Annotated in this window: 17 protein-coding genes; 9 read left to right on the forward strand and 8 right to left on the reverse strand. The window is 69.3% G+C overall.

Annotation, left to right across the window (positions count from 1 at the left end):
- Positions 1-9: 9 nt before the first annotated feature.
- Positions 10-723 (reverse strand): PIG-L deacetylase family protein, encoded by a 714-nt coding sequence (locus FB475_RS21405; protein WP_141858352.1) that lies wholly within the window; start codon positions 721-723, stop codon positions 10-12.
- Positions 724-767: 44 nt separating this feature from the next.
- On the opposite strand from FB475_RS21405, the gene FB475_RS21410 reads away from it, so the two are divergent.
- Entirely contained in the window at positions 768-1838 is a 1071-nt protein-coding gene (locus tag FB475_RS21410) for a serine hydrolase domain-containing protein (protein ID WP_141858353.1), read from the forward strand.
- 4 nt (positions 1839-1842) lie between these two features.
- Here the strand turns inward: FB475_RS21410 and FB475_RS21415 are convergent, their stop codons facing one another.
- A complete protein-coding gene (locus tag FB475_RS21415; RefSeq protein WP_141858354.1) occupies positions 1843-2451 on the reverse strand; it encodes a ClpP family protease in 609 nt (202 codons plus the stop codon).
- Positions 2448-3041 carry a ClpP family protease gene (locus FB475_RS21420; protein ID WP_141858355.1) on the reverse strand — a complete coding sequence of 198 codons (594 nt, stop codon included), beginning with the start codon at positions 3039-3041 and terminating at the stop codon, positions 2448-2450. Before FB475_RS21420 ends, FB475_RS21415 begins: the two co-directional genes overlap by 4 nt.
- A 131-nt stretch (positions 3042-3172) precedes the next feature.
- Here FB475_RS21420 and pcrA point away from each other — a divergent pair, with 131 nt between their 5' ends.
- From pcrA to FB475_RS21435, 3 genes are all read left to right on the forward strand, one after another.
- Positions 3173-5488 carry a DNA helicase PcrA gene (gene pcrA / locus FB475_RS21425; RefSeq protein ID WP_141858356.1) on the forward strand — a complete coding sequence of 772 codons (2316 nt, stop codon included), beginning with the start codon at positions 3173-3175 and terminating at the stop codon, positions 5486-5488.
- 71 nt (positions 5489-5559) lie between these two features.
- Complete coding sequence (locus FB475_RS21430) at positions 5560-6501, forward strand: glycosyltransferase (protein WP_141858357.1); 942 nt, start codon at positions 5560-5562, stop codon at positions 6499-6501.
- A 172-nt stretch (positions 6502-6673) separates the two neighbouring features.
- Positions 6674-7234, forward strand: coding sequence for a hypothetical protein (locus FB475_RS21435; RefSeq protein WP_141858358.1), 561 nt, complete (start codon positions 6674-6676; stop codon positions 7232-7234).
- On the opposite strand, the gene FB475_RS21440 is transcribed toward FB475_RS21435, so the two are convergent.
- The 4 genes from FB475_RS21440 to FB475_RS21455 all read right to left on the reverse strand — a co-directional run bounded on the left by FB475_RS21440 (position 7209) and on the right by FB475_RS21455 (position 11014).
- On the reverse strand, positions 7209-8501 hold the full coding sequence (locus FB475_RS21440) for a lanthionine synthetase LanC family protein (protein ID WP_141858359.1): 1293 nt from the start codon (positions 8499-8501) through the stop codon (positions 7209-7211). The two genes, FB475_RS21435 and FB475_RS21440, sit on opposite strands and share 26 nt — an antisense overlap.
- Positions 8498-9016 (reverse strand): DUF6886 family protein, encoded by a 519-nt coding sequence (locus FB475_RS21445; protein WP_141858360.1) that lies wholly within the window; start codon positions 9014-9016, stop codon positions 8498-8500. The genes FB475_RS21440 and FB475_RS21445 overlap by 4 nt, the downstream gene beginning before the upstream one ends.
- A 45-nt stretch (positions 9017-9061) precedes the next feature.
- Positions 9062-9964, reverse strand: a complete 903-nt coding sequence (locus FB475_RS21450) for a M23 family metallopeptidase (protein ID WP_238332325.1) — start codon at positions 9962-9964, stop codon at positions 9062-9064.
- Positions 9965-10162: 198 nt separating this feature from the next.
- Complete coding sequence (locus FB475_RS21455) at positions 10163-11014, reverse strand: esterase/lipase family protein (protein ID WP_141858361.1); 852 nt, start codon at positions 11012-11014, stop codon at positions 10163-10165.
- Positions 11015-11148: 134 nt separating this feature from the next.
- Between FB475_RS21455 and FB475_RS21460 the strand changes: the two genes are divergently transcribed.
- The 4 genes from FB475_RS21460 to FB475_RS21475 all read left to right on the forward strand — a co-directional run bounded on the left by FB475_RS21460 (position 11149) and on the right by FB475_RS21475 (position 15201).
- The gene (locus FB475_RS21460) at positions 11149-11565 is read left to right on the forward strand and encodes a coenzyme B12-dependent isobutyryl CoA mutase small subunit (protein ID WP_141858362.1); all 417 of its coding nucleotides are present in this window, start codon (positions 11149-11151) and stop codon (positions 11563-11565) included.
- A 286-nt stretch (positions 11566-11851) separates the two neighbouring features.
- Positions 11852-13174 carry an ABC transporter substrate-binding protein gene (locus FB475_RS21465; RefSeq protein WP_141858363.1) on the forward strand — a complete coding sequence of 441 codons (1323 nt, stop codon included), beginning with the start codon at positions 11852-11854 and terminating at the stop codon, positions 13172-13174.
- Positions 13175-13270: 96 nt separating this feature from the next.
- A complete protein-coding gene (locus tag FB475_RS21470; protein WP_141858364.1) occupies positions 13271-14320 on the forward strand; it encodes a carbohydrate ABC transporter permease in 1050 nt (349 codons plus the stop codon).
- Positions 14321-14454: 134 nt separating this feature from the next.
- On the forward strand, positions 14455-15201 hold the full coding sequence (locus FB475_RS21475; RefSeq protein ID WP_420359229.1) for a carbohydrate ABC transporter permease: 747 nt from the start codon (positions 14455-14457) through the stop codon (positions 15199-15201).
- 51 nt (positions 15202-15252) lie between these two features.
- Here the strand turns inward: FB475_RS21475 and FB475_RS21480 are convergent, their stop codons facing one another.
- Positions 15253-16890, reverse strand: a complete 1638-nt coding sequence (locus FB475_RS21480; RefSeq protein WP_141858366.1) for a glycoside hydrolase family 13 protein — start codon at positions 16888-16890, stop codon at positions 15253-15255.
- 127 nt (positions 16891-17017) lie between these two features.
- On the opposite strand from FB475_RS21480, the gene sucC reads away from it, so the two are divergent.
- Complete coding sequence (gene sucC / locus FB475_RS21485) at positions 17018-18190, forward strand: ADP-forming succinate--CoA ligase subunit beta (protein ID WP_141858367.1); 1173 nt, start codon at positions 17018-17020, stop codon at positions 18188-18190.
- Positions 18191-18199: the final 9 nt, after the last annotated feature.

Raw genomic sequence — 18199 nt, forward strand, 5'->3', positions numbered from 1 at the left:
GCAAACCGATTACATCCGGACGACGGTGAATGCCTCGGCGTAGTGGTCGGCCGGGAAGCCTGCGGCGGCGGCGACGGCAGCGAAGTTGGCCCGGATACCGGTCTGGAGGCCTTCGGGATCGCGGTGCTGGCTGGTGTGCGAGAGCAGCGCGGCGAGCTTCAGGTCGAAGGTGCCGGTGATGTCGACGTAGTGGTTGGCTGTCGGGTGGTCCATCATCCACAGCTCGCCGACGTCCCAGGCCTCTTCGGTCAGGTCGGGGTACGCGTACGGGTTCCCGGCGGCCGGGTAGAACGCGCGGACCGTCGCCTCGGCCGCGGCCAGGTGGTCGGGGTGCGAGACCTGCAGGCGGTTCCACGAGCGCTCGGGGGACTGGGTGAGGATGCGCTGCGGGCGGACCGTGCGGATCACCCGGCTGATGTCGCGGATCAGCTCCAAGGTCGGCTCGACGGCGCCGTCCTGGTACCCGAGGAAGTGCAGCTGGTCGACGCCGACATGCTGCGCGGCGGCGGTCTGCTCGGCCCGCCGCACGCCGGGGATCTCCGCACGGTCGCGGTCCGGCTCGAAGCCGCCGGCCTGCCCGTCGGTGACGATGCAGTACTGCACCTCGATACCGGCCTTGGTCCACACGGCGACGGTGCCGGCACCGCCGAAGTCGATGTCGTCGGGGTGCGCGACCACCACCAGGATGCGCTCTATCTCACTGTCCGGACGTGGTTCGCTCACGTCCCGAACCCTAACTGCTTGTGCGAGTGGGCACAGTGGAATTCATGGAGTTCGGTGGCAGCTGCGATCCCGCGGACGCCGGCTTCGATCCCGATCGGCTCGCGGAGGCGGTCGGGCTGGTCGAGGCGCGCGGCGGGATCGCGCAGCTGTGCGTCGTCCGGGACGGGCGGGTGGTGCTCGACCGGGCGTTCGGGTGCTCGCCGAGTGCGTTGTTCTGGCTGTTCTCCGCGAGCAAGCCGTTCGTCGCGGTGGTCATCCACCAGCTGGTCGAGTCCCGCCGGTTGCACCTCGACGACGCGGTCGCGGCGTACTGGCCCGAGTTCGGGCAGAACGGGAAACGCGACATCACCGTCCGCGAGGTGCTCCAGCACCGGTCCGGGCTGACGCACGCGGGGTCGTTCGCCGGCGAGGCCCGGGCGATGAGCGACTGGCAGCGGTCGCTGCGCCGGATCGAGGACGCCAAGCCCCGCTGGCCGATCGGCACGGTCGCGTACAGCCCGCTGGCGTTCGGGTTCGTGCTCGCCGAGGTCGCTCGGCGGTGCAGTGGTCTGCCGATCGAGGAGCTGGTACGGCGGGGCGTCCTCGAACCGCTCGCGCTGGGCGACACGTTCCTCGGGGTGCCGGCCGAGCGGTTGGGCTCGTACGTACCGATCAAGGGCGCCGGTCCGGCGGGGCCGTTCCTGCAATCGGTGGTGAACCGGCGGAGTACGCGTACCGCGGTCGTACCGGCGGCGGGGATCTCGACGACGGCGCGGGACCTGGCGACGTTCTACCAGGGGCTGCTCGTCGGCGCGCTGCTCGACCCGGGCACGCTCGCGGTCGCGGTCGAGCCGAGCAGTGAGGGTGAAATGGATCGGACCGCGCGGGCGCCCATCCGCTGGTCCCAGGGGTTCCAGCTCGGCGGACCGCGCTGGGTGGAGGGCGCGCAGACGGCGCTCGGGTCGCTGAGCAGTCCGCGCACCTTCGGCCACAACGGCAGCAACTGCTGCATCGGCTGGGCCGACCCGGACCGCCGGATCGCCTACGCCTACCTGACCAACCGTGTCGGCCGCCCGCACGCCGACCTTGTCCACCACGCGGCAGTGGCGGACAAGGTCCTCGAGGCGGCCGACTGAGGCATTACGTCAGTGCGGCCAGTGGAGCGCGTTCGGCGATCACGTGGTCGACGATGCCGTACGCCTTCGCGCCCTCGGCGGTCAGGACGTGGTCGCGGTCGGTGTCGTGCCGCAGCCGCTCGACGGTCTGGCCGGTGTGCCGGGCCAGGATCTCCTCGACCTGACCGCGGACCCGGACCACCTCGTCCGCCTGCAGGATCAGGTCCGGGATGGTGCCCTGACCGCGCCCGGCCGGCTGGTGCAGGACCACCCGTGCGTGCGGCAGGATCGCCCGGCGCCCCGCCGTACCGGCCGAGAGCAGCACGGCCCCGGCGGAGATCGCCTGCCCGACGCCGTACGTCGCGACCGGCGACTGGATGTACTGCATGGTGTCGTAGATCGCCAGCATCGCGGACATGTCGCCGCCCTCGCAGTTGATGTAGAGGTTGATCTCCGACTCGGGGCTGTCCGTCTCCAGGTGCAGCAGCTGCGCGATGATCGCGTTCGCGACCCCGGAGTCGATCGCCGTACCCAAGTAGATGACCCGCTCGGTCAGCAGGTGCGAGTAGACGTCCATGATCCGCTCGCCCCGCGGGTGCGAGGCGATCACGTTGGGAATGGTGTAACTGCTCATGCGGCCGCCCTCCGGGGCATCACCTGGTCGAACGACTCGACGATGTGGTCGATGAAGCCGTACTCGCGGGCCTGTTCCGCGGTGTACCAGTGGTCGTGCAGCGAGTCCTCGTGGATCACGTCGAACGGCTGCCCGGTGTCGCTGGCGATCAGCCCCAGCACGGTGTCGCGGATGTGGCGCAGGTCGTTCGCCTGGATCTCGATCTCCACCGCGGAGCCGCCGATCCCGGCCGAGCCCTGGTGCATCAGGATCCGCGCGTGCCGCAGGGCGTACCGCTTGCCGCGCGTACCGGCCGACAGCAGGAACTGCCCGGCGCTGCAGGCGAGCCCGATCGCCAGCGTCGACACGTCGCACGGCACGGTCTGCATCACGTCCCGGATCGCGAGCATCGACGGCACCGACCCACCGGGCGAGTGGATCCAGAACGCGATGTCGGAGTCCGGGTCCTCGGCCGCCAGCGTCAGGATCTGAGTCGCCAGCAGGGTCCCGAGGTCGTCGTCGAGAGCCCGGTCCAGTACGACGATCCGCTGCGCGAACAACCGCTGCCGCGCCGTCTCGTTGAACAGCGGCGCTTTCATGTCTTCTGCCATGTCACCACAGTGACCGCCCCGCCCACCCCACTCCCACCTTTTCTGCTGACGGCAACTCTGCCCACAGCAAACCCGCCCGATTCGAACCGGTTTTCGGTAACTGTCGGGGGGAGCGCCTAAGGTGTTGGGTGATGACTACGCTGTTCTCGCCTGATGAGCTCCCGGTGCCGCTGGAGGAGCCGAAGACGTCCCGCCCGGATCCGGACAAGCTGCTCGAAGGGCTGAATCCGCAGCAGCGGGCGGCGGTCGTGCATGCCGGGAAGCCGCTGCTGGTGGTGGCCGGGGCCGGGTCGGGCAAGACCCGGGTGCTGACCCGGCGGATCGCCTACCTGCTGGCCGCCCGGGACGTGCACCCGGGGGCGATCCTCGCGATCACCTTCACCAACAAGGCCGCCGCGGAGATGCGCGAGCGGGTGGTGGAGCTGGTCGGGCCGCGGGCGAAGATCATGTGGGTCTCGACGTTCCACTCGTCCTGTGTGCGGATCCTGCGCCGCGACATCAAGCGGTTCGGGATCAACTCGACGTTCTCGATCTACGACGACACCGACTCGCGCCGGCTGATGACGCTGGTCTGCCGCGAACTCGACCTGGACGTCAAGCGGTACAACCCGCGCGCCGTGCTGAACTGGATCTCCACCCAGAAGAACGAGCTGATCGATCACGAGACGGCCGCCGCGAAGGCGGAGAACCATCTCGAGGAGACCTACGCCGAGTGCTACCGGATCTACCAGGAGCGGCTCGCGCAGGCGAACGCGCTGGACTTCGACGACCTGCTGATGACCACCGTCAACCTGCTGCAGGCCTTCCCCGAGGTCCGGGAGTACTACCGCCGCCGCTTCCGCCACGTGCTCGTCGACGAGTACCAGGACACCAACCACGCGCAGTACACGCTGATCCGGGAGCTCTGCGGTGAGGACCCGGCCAACTACAACGGTCCGACCGCCCCGCCGGCCGAGCTGATGGTGGTCGGTGACTCGGACCAGTCGATCTACGCGTTCCGGGGCGCGACGATCCGCAACATCCTCGCCTTCGAGGAGGACTTCGCCGGCGCGGAGACGATCCTGCTCGAGCAGAACTACCGCTCCACCCAGACGATCCTGACCGCGGCGAACGCGGTGATCGCCCGCAACGAGGGCCGGATGGCGAAGAACCTCTGGTCCGACCAGGGCGCCGGCGAGCAGATCGCGGTGTACGTCGCGGACAACGAGCACGACGAGGCGCAGTTCGTCGCCGACGAGATCGACCGGCTCGCGGACGCCGACGGGGTGAAACCGTCGGATGTCGCGGTGTTCTACCGGACCAACGCGCAGTCCCGGGTCTTCGAGGAAGTCTTCATCCGCACCGGCCATCCGTACAAGGTGGTCGGCGGCGTCCGGTTCTACGAGCGCAAGGAGGTCCGCGACGCCCTCGCGTACCTGCGGGTGCTGGTGAACCCGGAGGACACCGTCTCTCTGCGCCGGATCATGAACGAGCCGAAGCGCGGGATCGGCGACCGGGCCGAGGCCGCGATCGAGGCGCTCGCGCAACGCGAGCGGATCTCGTTCGCGCAGGCGATGCGGCGGGCGCACGACGCGCCGGCGATGGCATCCCGCTCGGTGAACGCCGTGCAGGCGTTCGTTGACATCCTCGACGAGCTGACCGCGATGGTGGACTCGGGCGCCCCGCCGGACGACATCCTCGACGTCGCGCTGCACCGCTCGGGGTACCACGAGGCCCTGCAGAAGTCGCCCGACCCGCAGGACGAGACCCGCCTGGAGAACCTGGACGAGTTCATCTCGGTGGCCCGCGAGTTCGTCGAGGAGCGGACCGCGGCGGGCGAGCCGGCCGATCTGCAGGCGTTCCTGGAGCGGGTCGCGCTGGTCGCCGACGCGGACCAGATCCCGGACGCGGCGACCGAGGGCGTGGTCACGCTGATGACGCTGCACACCGCGAAGGGCCTGGAGTTCCCGGTGGTGTTCCTGACCGGGATGGAGGACGGCGTCTTCCCGCACTCCCGGTCGCTGACCGATCTGAAGGAGCTCGAGGAGGAGCGCCGGCTGGCGTACGTCGGCATCACCCGGGCCCGGCAGCGGCTGGCGATCTCCCGGGCCGCGGTCCGTTCGGCGTACGGCGCTCCGCAGCACAACCCGCCGTCGCGGTTCCTGGAGGAGATCCCCGCCGAGCTGCTCGACTGGCGTCGGGACGAGTCGGCGATCACCCGCTGGTCCGGCACGGGCACGACCCGCGGCAGCGGCATCCCGAGCCGCTACGAGCCGGCTCGCAAGACGGCGTCCGACAAGCCGGTGATCAGCCTCAACCCGGGCGACCGCGTGGTGCACGACAGCTTCGGCATGGGCACCGTCGTCGTGGTCCGTGGCGAGGGTCAGCAGGCCCAGGCCGACATCGACTTCGGCTCCGAGGGCGTCAAGCGACTCCTGCTGCGCTACGCCCCGGTGGAGAAGATCTGAGCCCGCGGGTCGTCTACGCGGTCAAGGAGCCGGAGTCGCCCGGCGGCGGGATCCGCGTCCAGGCGAAGCACGTGGAGCTGCTGCGGGCGGCGGGGATCGACGCGGCGCTGTGGTTCCGCAAGCCCGGGTACCGGCCGCCGTGGTTCAGCACGACCGCGCCGGTCGTCGGCGGCGATCAGCTCGAGTTCGGCGCGGACGACCTGCTCGTCGTACCGGAGCTGTATCTGCTGCCCGGCGTGGATCCGGCACCCGGCGTACGCAAGGTGATCTTCAACCAGAACCATTTCCTGACGTACTGGTCCTGGCGCGACACGGACAACTATCCCGGCTGGGATCCCGCGCCGGAGGTGCGGGCGGTGTCGCGGGAGAGTCGCGACGTCCTCGGCCGGCTGCATCCGGAGCTGGCGGTGCGGCTGATCCCGAACCCGGTCGACGCCGACCTGTTCCGTCCCGCCGCCGCACGGGCTCGGCGGATCGCGTGGATGCCGCGGCGTCGCCCGCTCGAGGCGACCGTCCTGGAACGCCTGCTGCGCAACGACCCACGCTCCGCCGGCGTCGACCTGGCCGTGCTCGCCGAGCTCACCGAGGCGCAGGTCGCGACGGCTCTCGGCGGTACGTCGGTGTTCGTCGCGCTCGGCATCTCCGAAGGATTCGGCCTACCGGTCGCGGAGGCGCTGGCCGCCGGCTGTCTGGTCGTCGGGTATCCGGCCGGTGGCGGCGAGGAGCTGTTCGAGGCCCCGGGGACCTGGCGGATCGACGACGCGCGACCCCACCTGCTCGCGGACCGCGCGCTCGAGCTCATCGACGTACCGGCCGACGACCCGATCCGCACCGCCGCGCGGGAGTGGATCCGCGAGCGCTACTCGGACGCCGTAACCTCGTCCGCCCTACTGACCGCGATCGACTCCGCCCTGGCGCTCCCCGGCCGCGCCGGCACTGCGACACACCCGATTGTCTGGCCCGACGATCCCGTCGCTTCGGCCGAGCGTGCCGCGCCGTGGCGCCCCTCCTGAGATGCGGTCCTGGCCTCCGATCCACGCCGGCGCCCGCCGCTCGCTCGGCGGGCGCCTGGCCTGAAACGCGTGTTTGCCGGGAGATTTGTCAAGTTTCGGACCGGCTGCGTTGCATCTGGGCCGGAGATTGAGACAATCAAGGATCTTCGGCCCCTCCCGGAAGCGCGCCCCTATGCCCAAGTCGTCGGCCGCCAACCGCCGGATCATCCTGGCGGGGGCGAACCCTGGCCTCCGGCTGTTCGACGAGAACGGCAAGGTCACGGCGTACGCGTCGATCTGGATGATCGACTGGTCGATCCGCGGCTCCGGTACGGCGGTGATCCTCTGGTTCGACGGCATCGTCCGGGTGGTGTCCGAGGACGTCGACCTCGCCGCCTGGCTGGAGCGGTACTTCGTCCGCTCGTTCCTCGAGGTCCAGGGCCTGCCCTGGCACGAGCCGGCCGTCGAGCGGGACCTGGTCCAGGTTTCGATGAACCTCGCCGACGGGTTGAGCGCCAAGGCCGCGGACATCCAGATCGAGATGGGTGGCGTCCTGGACCGGCGGCTGTTCGCCACCGACAACTTCCAGCTCGCCGAGGGCACCCACAGCCTCAGCCTGGTGATCGCCCCGGTCCGCTCGGCCACCGTCTCGATCGGCGGCGCCTCGGTCCCCGGCTTCGTCCAGGTCGACGGCTCGCCGGACCGCCCCGGCTCGTCCGCCTTCCTCACTACTGCCGAGGTCTGGCAGCGCTGAACCAGTTGTCCATCCGCACGACCGAGCGCTGATCCCCGTCCAGCGCGCGTTGCAGCCGGAACAGGTACGCCGAGATCCCGGCCGCACCCTGCATCCAGCCGACGCCCGGTGGTAGCAGCGGGTCCGCGTTCTTGTGCTCCACGAACCGCCAGTAGCCCTCCGGGTCCGCATGGTCGACCAGCGTGTCGCCCATCAGTACGGCGAACTCCAGATCGGCCTTGTCGCCGTCGCGCAGCCAGGCGTCGAGGAACGCGTCGCCGACTCCCGCCGTACCGCAGCAGCGGCCGTCGTTGTCCCAGAAGCCCGGATGCAGCCGCTCGGGGATGCCGGAGTACCGGACGCTGTCCAGACACCGCCGGCGCCAGGAGGCCGGCGAGTCACCGGCGATCGCGGGTACGCCGGCGTACTCGAGGGCGCTGAACGCGAGCGCGGTACCGGCGCCGCCGTGACACCAGTTGTACGTGTACTCGTCGCCGTGCCGCGCCGCCCACGGGATCACCCGCGGCACCCGGAAGCCGCGGTCGTCGTTGATCCCGAGCGTCACCAGGTGCTCGGCCCCGCGCCGCGCCGCGTCGACGAGCTCGGGGCGGTCGAGGTCGGCACCCGCGACGGCGAGGACCGCCACGATCCCGGCGAGGCCGTGGGAGAAGTTCGGCATCTCGGTCGGCTCGTCGGACCGGAACCGCCGCGACACGAACTGCCAGTTCAGCCCGGTCGGCAGGACCTCCTGCTCGGCCAGCAGCAGGTCGGCCGCCCGTCCGGCGAGCGCCGAGGCGTCGGAACCGTGCCGGAGCGCCCAGAGCGCGCCGAGCAGCACGGCGCCGGTGCCGAGCGTGATGTCGTTCGCGACCGCGCCCGGCTCGTACCGCGGCTCGTCCAGGAAGCTCTCCGGCCAGCCGTTCGCGGTCTGCAGCGCCTGCAGGCGTTCCACGGCAGCCGACGTACCGGGCTGGTCGAGGGCGGTGAGGACGCCGATCGAGCTGACCAGCCCGTCGAAGAACGTGGTAGCGGTCGTCGAAGGGATCGAGGAGCGAATCCGGTCCCCGATCGCGGCAGCCAGGTCCTGCTCGGCCGGCGTCCACGCGCGCACCAGACGGATCTCGGCCAGCGTGTGCGCCAGGCCGCCGATGCCGTTGTGCATCCCGTCCCGATCAGGGGAAGGCCCCGCGTCGCCGGCGGCCTCCGGGATCCACGGGCCGTCGTCGTCCCACCGGACCTGGCCGAGCACCCAGGACCAGGACCTCTCCGCGAGTTCGCCGTACGTCATGGCCGGGCGTTCCGGAGCCGGATGCCGCTGAACTCGAGCGTGCTGGCCACGACCGCCGCCCAGAAGTCGTGCAACCGCGGCAACACCCGCAACTGGATCCCCGCCTCGTCGTGCAACCCGAACAGGTCACCCACCAGCTCGGGCGGCCCGAGCGGCCGGACCTCGGAGGTCGCGACGACGGCGGCGTCGTGCTCGACGAAGTCGGCGGCGGGCAGGCGGTAGGCGTACAGCTCGACCGTGCGCATCGCGTCCAGCCAGCCGTACTCGACCGCATGGACGCGGGTACCGGTGCCAGGACCGATGATCCGCTCGCGGTCTGCTGAGGTGGTGGCCGGTCCGACCCAGGCCATCGCACGGGGGCACTGGCGCGGGAACCAGTAGTCCGGGGCGCGGTCGTGGCCGACGGCCCAGACGTACGGCGTGACCTTGTCGCCAGTCTTGGCGATGTGGGGACGGAAGATCTCGATGGTCGGATCTTCGGAGAAGTGCAGGACCTCACCGGCAGCCGGACGCATGCGCGGCAGCTTAGCGCTGCGACTGCGGCCGGCGCGCCGGAATTGTCACATCGAGGTGTACGGGTTCAGGCCGCAGTGGTTGCGCAGCCACGGGTCCGGGTCGACCGCGGGGCCGCCGTCCGGGTGCACCTCGAAGTGCAGGTGCGGGCCGGTGGTGTTGCCGGTCATCCCGACCGCGCCGACCTGGTCACCGGCGTACACCGTCTCGCCGACCGACACGCTGAACTTCGACATGTGGTTGTACCAGGTGACGGTGCCGTCCTCGTGCCGGACCTGGACCTGGCGGCCGTACGGGCCGGCCCAGTCGGCGAAGATCACCACGCCCTTCATCACGGCGCCGATCCGGGTACCGATCGGGGCGGCGAAGTCGAGGCCGGTGTGGTTGTGCGCCCAGCGGTTGCCGCCCTGCCCGAAGGTGGCGGTGATGTGGTAGCCGGTGAGCATGATCTGGCAGCGGGTGGCCGACTCGCGGGACTTCTTCTCGGCGGCCTCGGCCTTGGCCTTCGCGAGGGCCAGCGCGCTCGCCCGCTTCGCGGTGAGGGCCTGGCTGGCGGTGAGCTTCGCGGCCCGGGCCTTCGCCAGCGCGCTGGCGGCGGACTGCTTCTTGGTGGTCGTGTCGGCCAGCTGAACCCGGGAGGAGTCACGGGTGGCGAGCTGGCGCGCCTGGATGCGTGCCGTGGTGATGCCGGACAACTGCTGCCCACTGTCCAGGCTGAGGGCCGCGAGGTTGACCGCGGAGTTCGCCTGGGTCGGTGAGGCCAGCGAGCTGTGGCTGAAGCCGACAGCTCCTGCTGCCGCGGCGAGCGCGGCTGTCAGTCCGACGATCTGGGTACTGCTGGGGGTGTTACGCCTGGCGACGCGATGCTTGGCACTGTGACGTCCTGCGCCGTTCTTGCGCGCAGCGTTGCCGGGCGTGACGCGGTCGCCCGCGGCACGGTGCTGGGACACAACGTGGCCTTTCGGTCACAGGGGAGGGGCTTCTGTGGTCCCCGGTGGGGGTTTGTTCCCGGTGAGGACCTGACGCACGATAACGGATCAGTCACGGGGCCACAAACCCTGTCCCGGCGTTTTCCGCGTCTCCTTCACGAAACTTTTGCATGCGCGGCTGCACGTGCATCCGCTCCGAGCGCTCAGAACGCTGCCGGGTCAGGCAATTCGGGGTTCGTCGTCGAGATGTGCGAGAGCGCCGGTGATCCGATGCACGACCTCACCGTGGAAGGGCAGTGACAGGTGGCCGACGCCGTGTACGCGGACGTTGCTCGCGATCAGGTCGGGATGCCGGAGCCGCGCCCGGCGCTGCGGCACGATCAACTGGTCCATGTCGCTGTAGAACGAGATGAACCTGGTCCGGCAGTCCGGGGCGGGCTCGGCGAGCTCGGCCATCAGGTCGCTGTCCGGCCGCACCTGCTTGACCAGCGGCCATGGAAGCAGCCGGGCCGCCATCGTGCCCTGGTGTGGCGTGCCGAGCGTGACGCAGGTGTGAACGCGGGCGTCGCCGCCGAGCCGCTGGACGTAGTACCGCGCGATCAGCCCGCCGAGGCTGTGCCCGATGACATGGATCTGGTCCGACCCGGACTCCTCGCAGATCGCCTCGATCTCGCGGCCCAGTCGCTCGGCGGTACGGCGTACGTCCAGGGTCAGCGGCGAGTACGAGAACGTGTGGATGCTGCTGAACCCGCGGCGCAGCAGGTGCCGGCGCATCAGCGCGAAGATCGTGTGGTTGTCGATGATCCCGTGGACGAGCAGGATCGGCGTACCGGCGGCGCGGACGTCGCTGACCAGCAGACCGCGCTGCGCCGGGCCGAGGCCGGCCAGGTTCAGCCGGGCCGGCAGCGCAGGCGCCCGGCCGACCAGGCCGAGCGGGTACATCGCCAGGTGGGTGGTCAGCCATCCGATCTCGACGGCAGCCCCCTGCAACACGCTCGGCGTGAGCGCGGAGCGCGCGCCGTACGCGAGTCCGTCCAGGGCGCCGCGGACTTCCTCCTGCCACGTGCTCATCGGCGGCTCCTCAGTAAACCAGACCCCCCGGTGGTCCGATCTCTTTCCACGGTAACCGGTTCCCATTCGGCGTGTGGGCGAACACACGCGTCCGTGTCTTATCCGTGAGTTAACGCTCGGGTTAGCCTGCCCACATGCCTGCTACGAGTCCGTTGCGCGTTGTCGTCGCCAAGCCTGGTCTGGACGGTCACGACCGTGGTGCCAAGGTCGTCGCCCGTGCCCTGCGCGACGCCGGCATGGAGGTGATCTACACCGGCCTGCACCAGACCCCCGAGCAGATCGTCGAGACCGCGATCGCCGAGGACGCGGACGCGGTCGGCCTGTCGGTGCTGTCCGGCGCGCACATGACGCTGTTCAAGCGGGTCCGCGAGCTGCTCGCCGAGCGGGACGCCGAGGACATCGTGGTGTTCGGCGGCGGGATCATCCCGGAGGCGGACCTGGAGCCGCTGGCGCAGCTCGGCGTGCACAAGATCTTCACCCCGGGCGCGACCACCACCGAGATCGTCGAGTGGGTCCGCGCGAACGTCGGCGACGCGTCCACCACAGCGTGATCGTTCGGGAACACTTCTGAACAGGCATCCCCGTTTCAGCAAGGTTACTAATCGGTAATACCGAATCGTTAGGAAATGCCCGGTTGTGCGGGCTTCCCAAACGCGGTCGCATACAGCCATGCGGCTGACCGTTTCAGAGACCGCGGGTGAGGCTGTGTGTGGCTCAGAACACATCGGCCGGTTCTCGGTTACTGTCCGGACAGGGCGGATCGCAGTGCGGTGGGGGACTGCGAGTCGCTGCCGCAGGACCAAGCGATGTCCCAAATCGGGAGAGGGCAGGTAAACGATGAGGTTTGAACGATCACACGCACGTGGGACGGCCTTCGTCGCCGTCGCAGGCAGCCTGGTGCTGCTTGCTGCCGCGTGTGGTAGTGGCGACAACGGAAGCAGCAGCGGGGGCAGCAGCTCGACCGGGGCGCTCGACGGCCGGGGACCGATCACCTTCGCCACCGGTAAGGACACGTCGGGATTCCTGCCGAAGCAGCTCGCTGCCTGGAACGCGGCGCACCCGAACGAGAAGGTCGAGCTGAAGGAGCTGCCCGAGGACGCGGACGCGCAGCGCCAGCAGATGGTCCAGAACGCGCAGGCCAAGTCCGACGCGTTCACCGTGCTGAACATGGACGTCGTCTGGACGTCGGAGTTCGCCGCGAACCAGTGGATCACCCAGATCCCCGAGGACAAGGTGCCCGACCTGGGCAAGTTGATCCCGGCAACGGTCGAGACCGCGAAGTACCGCGACAAGCTGTACGGCGTCCCGATCACCTCCGACGGCGGTCTGCTGTACTACCGCACCGACCTGCTCACCAAGGCCGGCATCGCCGCACCGCCGAAGACCTGGGACGAGATGCTCGCCGACTGCCAGAAGGTGGCCACGCTGCCCGAGGCCAAGGGTATGAGCTGCTACTCGGGCCAGTTCGAGAAGTACGAGGGTCTGACCGTCAACTTCTCCGAGGCGATCAACTCGGCCGGCGGTGACATCGTCGACAAGGACGGCAAGCCGAACGTCAACACCCCGGAGGCCAAGGCCGGCCTCGAGGAGCTGGTGAACGGCTTCAAGACCGGCGCGATCCCGAAGGCCGCGATCACCTACAAGGAGGAGGAGAGCCGCCGCGCGTTCCAGGACGGCAAGCTGCTCTTCCTGCGCAACTGGCCGTACGTGTACTCGCTGGCGAACAAGACCGACGGATCCTCCAAGGTGGCCGGCAAGTTCGCGGTCGCGCCGCTGCCGGGCAAGACCGGCCCGGGTGTCTCCTCGCTCGGTGGTCACGACTACGCGATCAACTCGTTCGCCAAGAACAAGGCGACCGCGATCGACTTCATCAACTTCATGGCGAGCGAGGCCCGCCAGAAGGCGAACATCGAGGCCACTTCGCAGGCACCGACGTGGGCGTCGCTGTACGACGACCCGACGCTGCAGAAGCAGTTCCCGTACCTGGCTCCGCTGAAGGCCTCGATCCTCGGCGCCAAGCCGCGGCCGAAGGTGGTCAAGTACGGCGACGTCACCGCGGCCATCCAGGCGGCGGCGTACGACGCGCTGAACGGCACGGTGGCGCCCGACAAGGCGCTCTCCGACCTGCAGACCAAGCTGCAGTCGCTGATCACGAACTGATCGTGCTGCGGGGCCGGTGGGTGGAGCTGTGCTGACCACGCACCGGCCCCGGTCCGTCCCTGCCCGGGTCTGACCCGGGGAGCAAAGGAGTCTCAGGTGACAGTAAGTGCACCGGTCGCGGAACGACCGGTCAGGAAACCGAAGCGCCAGCAGCGCTTCGACGAGGGCACCGGCCGGCTGGCCGCGATCCTGCTCTCGCCGACACTGCTCGTGCTCGCCGTGGTGGTGCTGTTCCCGATCATCGCGGCGCTGCGCGAATCGCTGTTCCAGAGCGGCCAGCACCTGGATGCGAACGGGTTCGTCGTCCAGGGGTCGCAGTTCGTCGGGCTGCGCAACTACACCGACATCTTCAAGGGTGACACCGGTCACCGGTTCTGGAACGCCTTCTACAACACGACGTTCTTCACCGTCGTGTGCGTCGTACTGGAGACCGTTCTCGGTGTCGCGATGGCGCTGGTGATGGCCAAGGCCTTCAAGGGCCGCGGCATCGTCCGGGCCAGCATCCTGGTCCCGTGGGCGATCCCGACCGTCATCTCGGCGCTGCTGTGGAAGTGGGTCTTCCAGGCCGACGGGATCTTCAACGCCATCATCGGCACCCAGGTGCTGTGGTCGACCGAGGGCTGGCAGTCCAAGCTCTCGATCGTCATCGCCGACACCTGGAAGACCGCGCCGTTCATCGGCCTCCTGGTCCTGGCCGGGCTGCAGACCATCCCGGCCGAGGTCTACGAGGCCGCCAAGGTGGACGGGGCGAACGCGTGGCAGACCTTCCTGCGGATCACGATGCCGCTGGTCAAGCCGGCACTGCTGGTGGCAGTGCTGTTCCGGATCCTCGACACCCTGCGGATCTTCGACCTGCCGTTCGTCCTCGTCGGTGCGCACAAGGACTCGGTCGAGACGCTCTCGATGCTGGCCTTCGACGAGGCGGCCAACGTCAGGTACGGGCCCGCGGCCGCGTACGCGACGGTGTTGTTCGTGTACGTCGCGGTGGTCGCCTACCTGTTCGTGAAGATCCTCGGTGCCGACGTGATCGGTGAGGCCCGGGCCAAGAAGCCGGGCGGTGGTGCCAAGGGTAAGCGGCGACGTGATCGCGAAGCGGCTCCCTCGATCGGTGCTGCCGCAGCAAGCAACACAGGGATGGGTGTCTGATGGCTACTGCAACTGCACAGCCCCGCACCGACACGGCCAAGGTCCGGGCCGCGGAGGTCGGCCCGGTCAAGCGTTGGCTGCCGTTGCTCGGCGTCGCGATCATCGTGGTGTACTGCCTGCTGCCGTTCTACTGGATGGTGGTCTCGGCGTTCCGGCGGCCGTCCGACCAGTTCTCGAACAACGTCATCCCGGCGCCGTTCTCGATCCAGAACTTCAAGGACGTGTTCAGCGGCGACAACGGCTTCGGCCGGGGTCTGCTGAACAGCCTGATCGTGGCCGGATCGGTGACGATCCTGACGCTGGTGATCGGCATGGTCGCGGCGTACACGCTGGCCCGGCTGGACTTCAAGGGCAAGAACATCGTGCTGGCGATCATCATCACCACGTCGATGTTCCCGGGCATCTCGCTGGTCGTCCCGCTGCTGAAGCTGTTCGTGAACATCCACTGGATCAACACCTACCAGGCGATGATCGTGCCCAGCCTGTCGTTCGCACTGCCGCTGGCGGTGTGGAACCTGACCGCGTTCTTCCGGCAGATGCCGCAGGAACTCGAGCAGGCGGCGATGGTGGACGGCTGTACGCCGGCCCAGGCGTTCCGCAAGGTGATCATCCCGCTCGCGGCACCGGGTGTGTTCACGACCGCGATCATCACGTTCATCGCGGCCTGGAACGAGTTCCTGATCGCGCTGAGCATGACCAACAAGAAGTCGATCCAGACCGCGAACGTGATCGTCTCGCAGTTCACCGGTACGACGGGCCGCGACCAGCCGTTCGGCAGCCAGATGGCCGCCGGTGTGGTGGTCACGATCCCGCTCGTGATCGCCGTCCTGCTGTTCCAGCGGCGCATTGTCGCCGGCCTGACCGCGGGTGGCGTGAAGTAGCCGAGTACGAAGAACGGCCGGAGCCAGTGGCTCCGGCCGTTTCTTGTTTTGTCAGACCTGCAGCCAGACGCTGGTGTCGGCGGGTAGTTCGTCGTTCGTCAGCGGCTCACTGGTGAGCAGGATCTTCTCGTGCGCGGGCAGCGGGACCGGGCCGTCGGTGATGTTGACGACGCAGCGGAAGCCGGGGTCGCGGGTGAAGGACAGGACGCCTTCGGGGGCGTCGGTGTCCCAGGTCAGGCGGCCTTCACCGAGGGCGGGGTGCGCTCGGCGGATCCGGAGGGCCGCCTTGTAGAGGTTCAGGTGGCTGTCCGGGTTGCCGGCCTGGGCCTCGGCGGTCAGCGGCGCCCAGTCGGCCGGCTGCGGCAGCCACGGCTGGCCGGTACCCGGACCGAAGCCGTACGGCGGTTCCGCGCCGGACCACGGGATCGGTACCCGGCAGCCGTCCCGGCCGCGGACGGTGTGCCCGGAACGCTCCCAGGTCGGGTCGTCGAGCTTGTCCTCGGGCAGGTCCTCGACCTCGGGCAGGCCGAGTTCGTCACCCTGGTAGACGTACGCCCCGCCCGGCAACGCCAGCTCCAGCAGCGCCGCGGCCCGGGCCCTGCGCAGGCCGAGCGCGAGATCCGTGGGTACGACACCCGCACCCTCCAGCGCGTCCTTGAGGGCCCGCCCGTACCGCGTGCGGTGCCGGATCGTGTCGTGGTTGCTCAGCACCCACGTCGCCGGCGCGCCGACCGCCCACAGGTTCTCGGTGGTGTGGTCGATCACCTCGCGCAGCTCCTTCGCGTCCCACTTGGCCCGTAGCGCGTCGAAGTTGAACGCCGAGTGCAGCTCGTGCGGCCGGACGTACTGCGCGAGCCGCTCGGCCGGCGACAGCCACGCCTCGGCCACGAAGACCCGCGGGCCCTGCGGCGTGTCGGCGTACTCGTCGGCGATCGCCCGCCAGCGCTGGTGGATGGTGTGCACCCCGGGCTGGTCGTAGAACGGGTTCCCGACGTACTTCTCCCGGGTCGGCTGACCGTTCTCCAGCGGTACGTCGGGCAGCGCCGGGTCCTTGGCCATCGAGTCGGCGACGTCGATCCGGAACCCGTCCACGCCGCGGTCGAACCAGAACCGCAGGATCGAGTCGAACTCCTCGATCACCTTCGGGTTGTCCCAGTTCCAGTCCGGCTGGGAGATGTCGAACAGGTGCAGGTACCACTGGCCGTCGTCGATCTGCTGCCAGGCGGGGCCACCGAACGCGGCCGGCCAGTTCGTCGGCGGCTTGCCGTCCTCGGAGTCGCGGAACCAGAACAGGTCCCGCTCCGGCGAACCCTTGCCGGCCTCCAGCGCGGCCTTGAACCACGGGTGTTCCCAGGAGCAGTGGTTCGGCACCAGGTCGATCAGGATCCGCAGCCCGAGCGCGTGCGCCTCGGCGATCAGCGCGTCGGCGTCGGCGAGCGTGCCGAACTCCGGGTTGATGTCGCGGTAGTCGGCGACGTCGTACCCGCCGTCCAGCAGCGGGGACGGGTACCACGGGCTGATCCAGACCGCGTCGACGCCGAGGTCGGCGAGGTACGGCAGCCGGGCGCGGATGCCGTTCACGTCGCCGGTGCCGTCACCGTCGGCGTCAGCGAACGAACGGGGGTACACCTGGTAGACGACGGCACTACGCCACCAGTCGTCAAGTGGTCTGGTCTGAGGATCAGTCATGTGAACCAGCCTCGCACGACTCGTGGGAGGTCTGTGACGGTCGTCTCAGCGAGTACCCCGGCTGTCGCTGCCGGCACCAGGGTGGCTAGTGTCAGGAATCCGTACAGGCGAGAGAGGGACCACACTCGTGGATCTGATGGAATTCCAGGCGAAGACGGTCTTCGCCAAGCACGGGGTGCGGACGACCGTGGGTGAGGTCGTCACGACTCCGGAGGAAGCGCGCGCGGCGGCCGAGAAGATCGGCGGCCGGGTGGTCGTGAAGGCCCAGGTCAAGACCGGCGGCCGCGGCAAGGCAGGCGGCGTCAAGCTGGCCGCGAACCCGGACGAGGCGGAGGAGAAGGCCCGCGAGATCCTCGGGCTGGACATCAAGGGTCACGTCGTCAAGATCCTGAACATCGTCCCGGCCGCGGCGATCGCCGAGGAGTACTACTTCTCGTTCCTGGTCGACCGGGCCAACCGCAACTACCTCTGCATCGCCTCCGCCGCCGGCGGCATGGAGATCGAGGAGGTCGCGCACACCAACCCCGAGGCGGTCGCGCAGATCTCGATCGACCCGGCCACCGGTGTCGACGAGGCGAAGGCGCGCGAGATCGCCACCGCGGCGAAGTACCCGGCCGACGTGATCGACGCCGTCGTACCGGAGATCGTCAAGCTGTACGAGGTGTTCATCGCCGAGGACGCGTCGCTGGTCGAGGTGAACCCGCTGGTCAAGCTCGAGGACGGCAACGTCGAGGCGCTGGACGGCAAGGTCACGCTGGACGAGAACGCGGACTTCCGGCACCCGGAGCACGCCGAGTTCGAGGACGTCACGGCGGCCGACCCGCTGGAGGCGGCGGCCAAGGCCAAGGGCCTCAACTACGTGAAGCTCGACGGGTCGGTCGGCATCATCGGCAACGGCGCGGGTCTGGTCATGTCGACCCTGGACGTCGTCGCGTACGCGGGCGAGGAGTTCGGCGGCCAGAAGCCGGCCAACTTCCTCGACATCGGCGGTGGCGCGAGCGCCGAGGTGATGGCGAACGGCCTGGAGATCATCATCTCCGACCAGCAGGTGAAGAGCGTGTTCGTGAACGTCTTCGGCGGCATCACCGCCTGTGACGCGGTCGCGAACGGCATCGTGCAGGCGTTCGAGCTGCTGGCCTCGCGCGGTGAGCACGTCACCAAGCCGCTGGTCGTCCGGCTGGACGGCAACAACGCCGAGGAGGGCCGCCGGATCCTCGACGAGGCCGGCCTTGCCGGTCTGGAGCGGGTCGACACGATGGACGGCGCCGCCAAGCGCGCCGCCGAGCTGGCTGCGAAGTAAGGGATCGCC

The organism is Kribbella jejuensis (assembly GCF_006715085.1).
Lineage (GTDB): Bacteria > Actinomycetota > Actinomycetes > Propionibacteriales > Kribbellaceae > Kribbella > Kribbella jejuensis.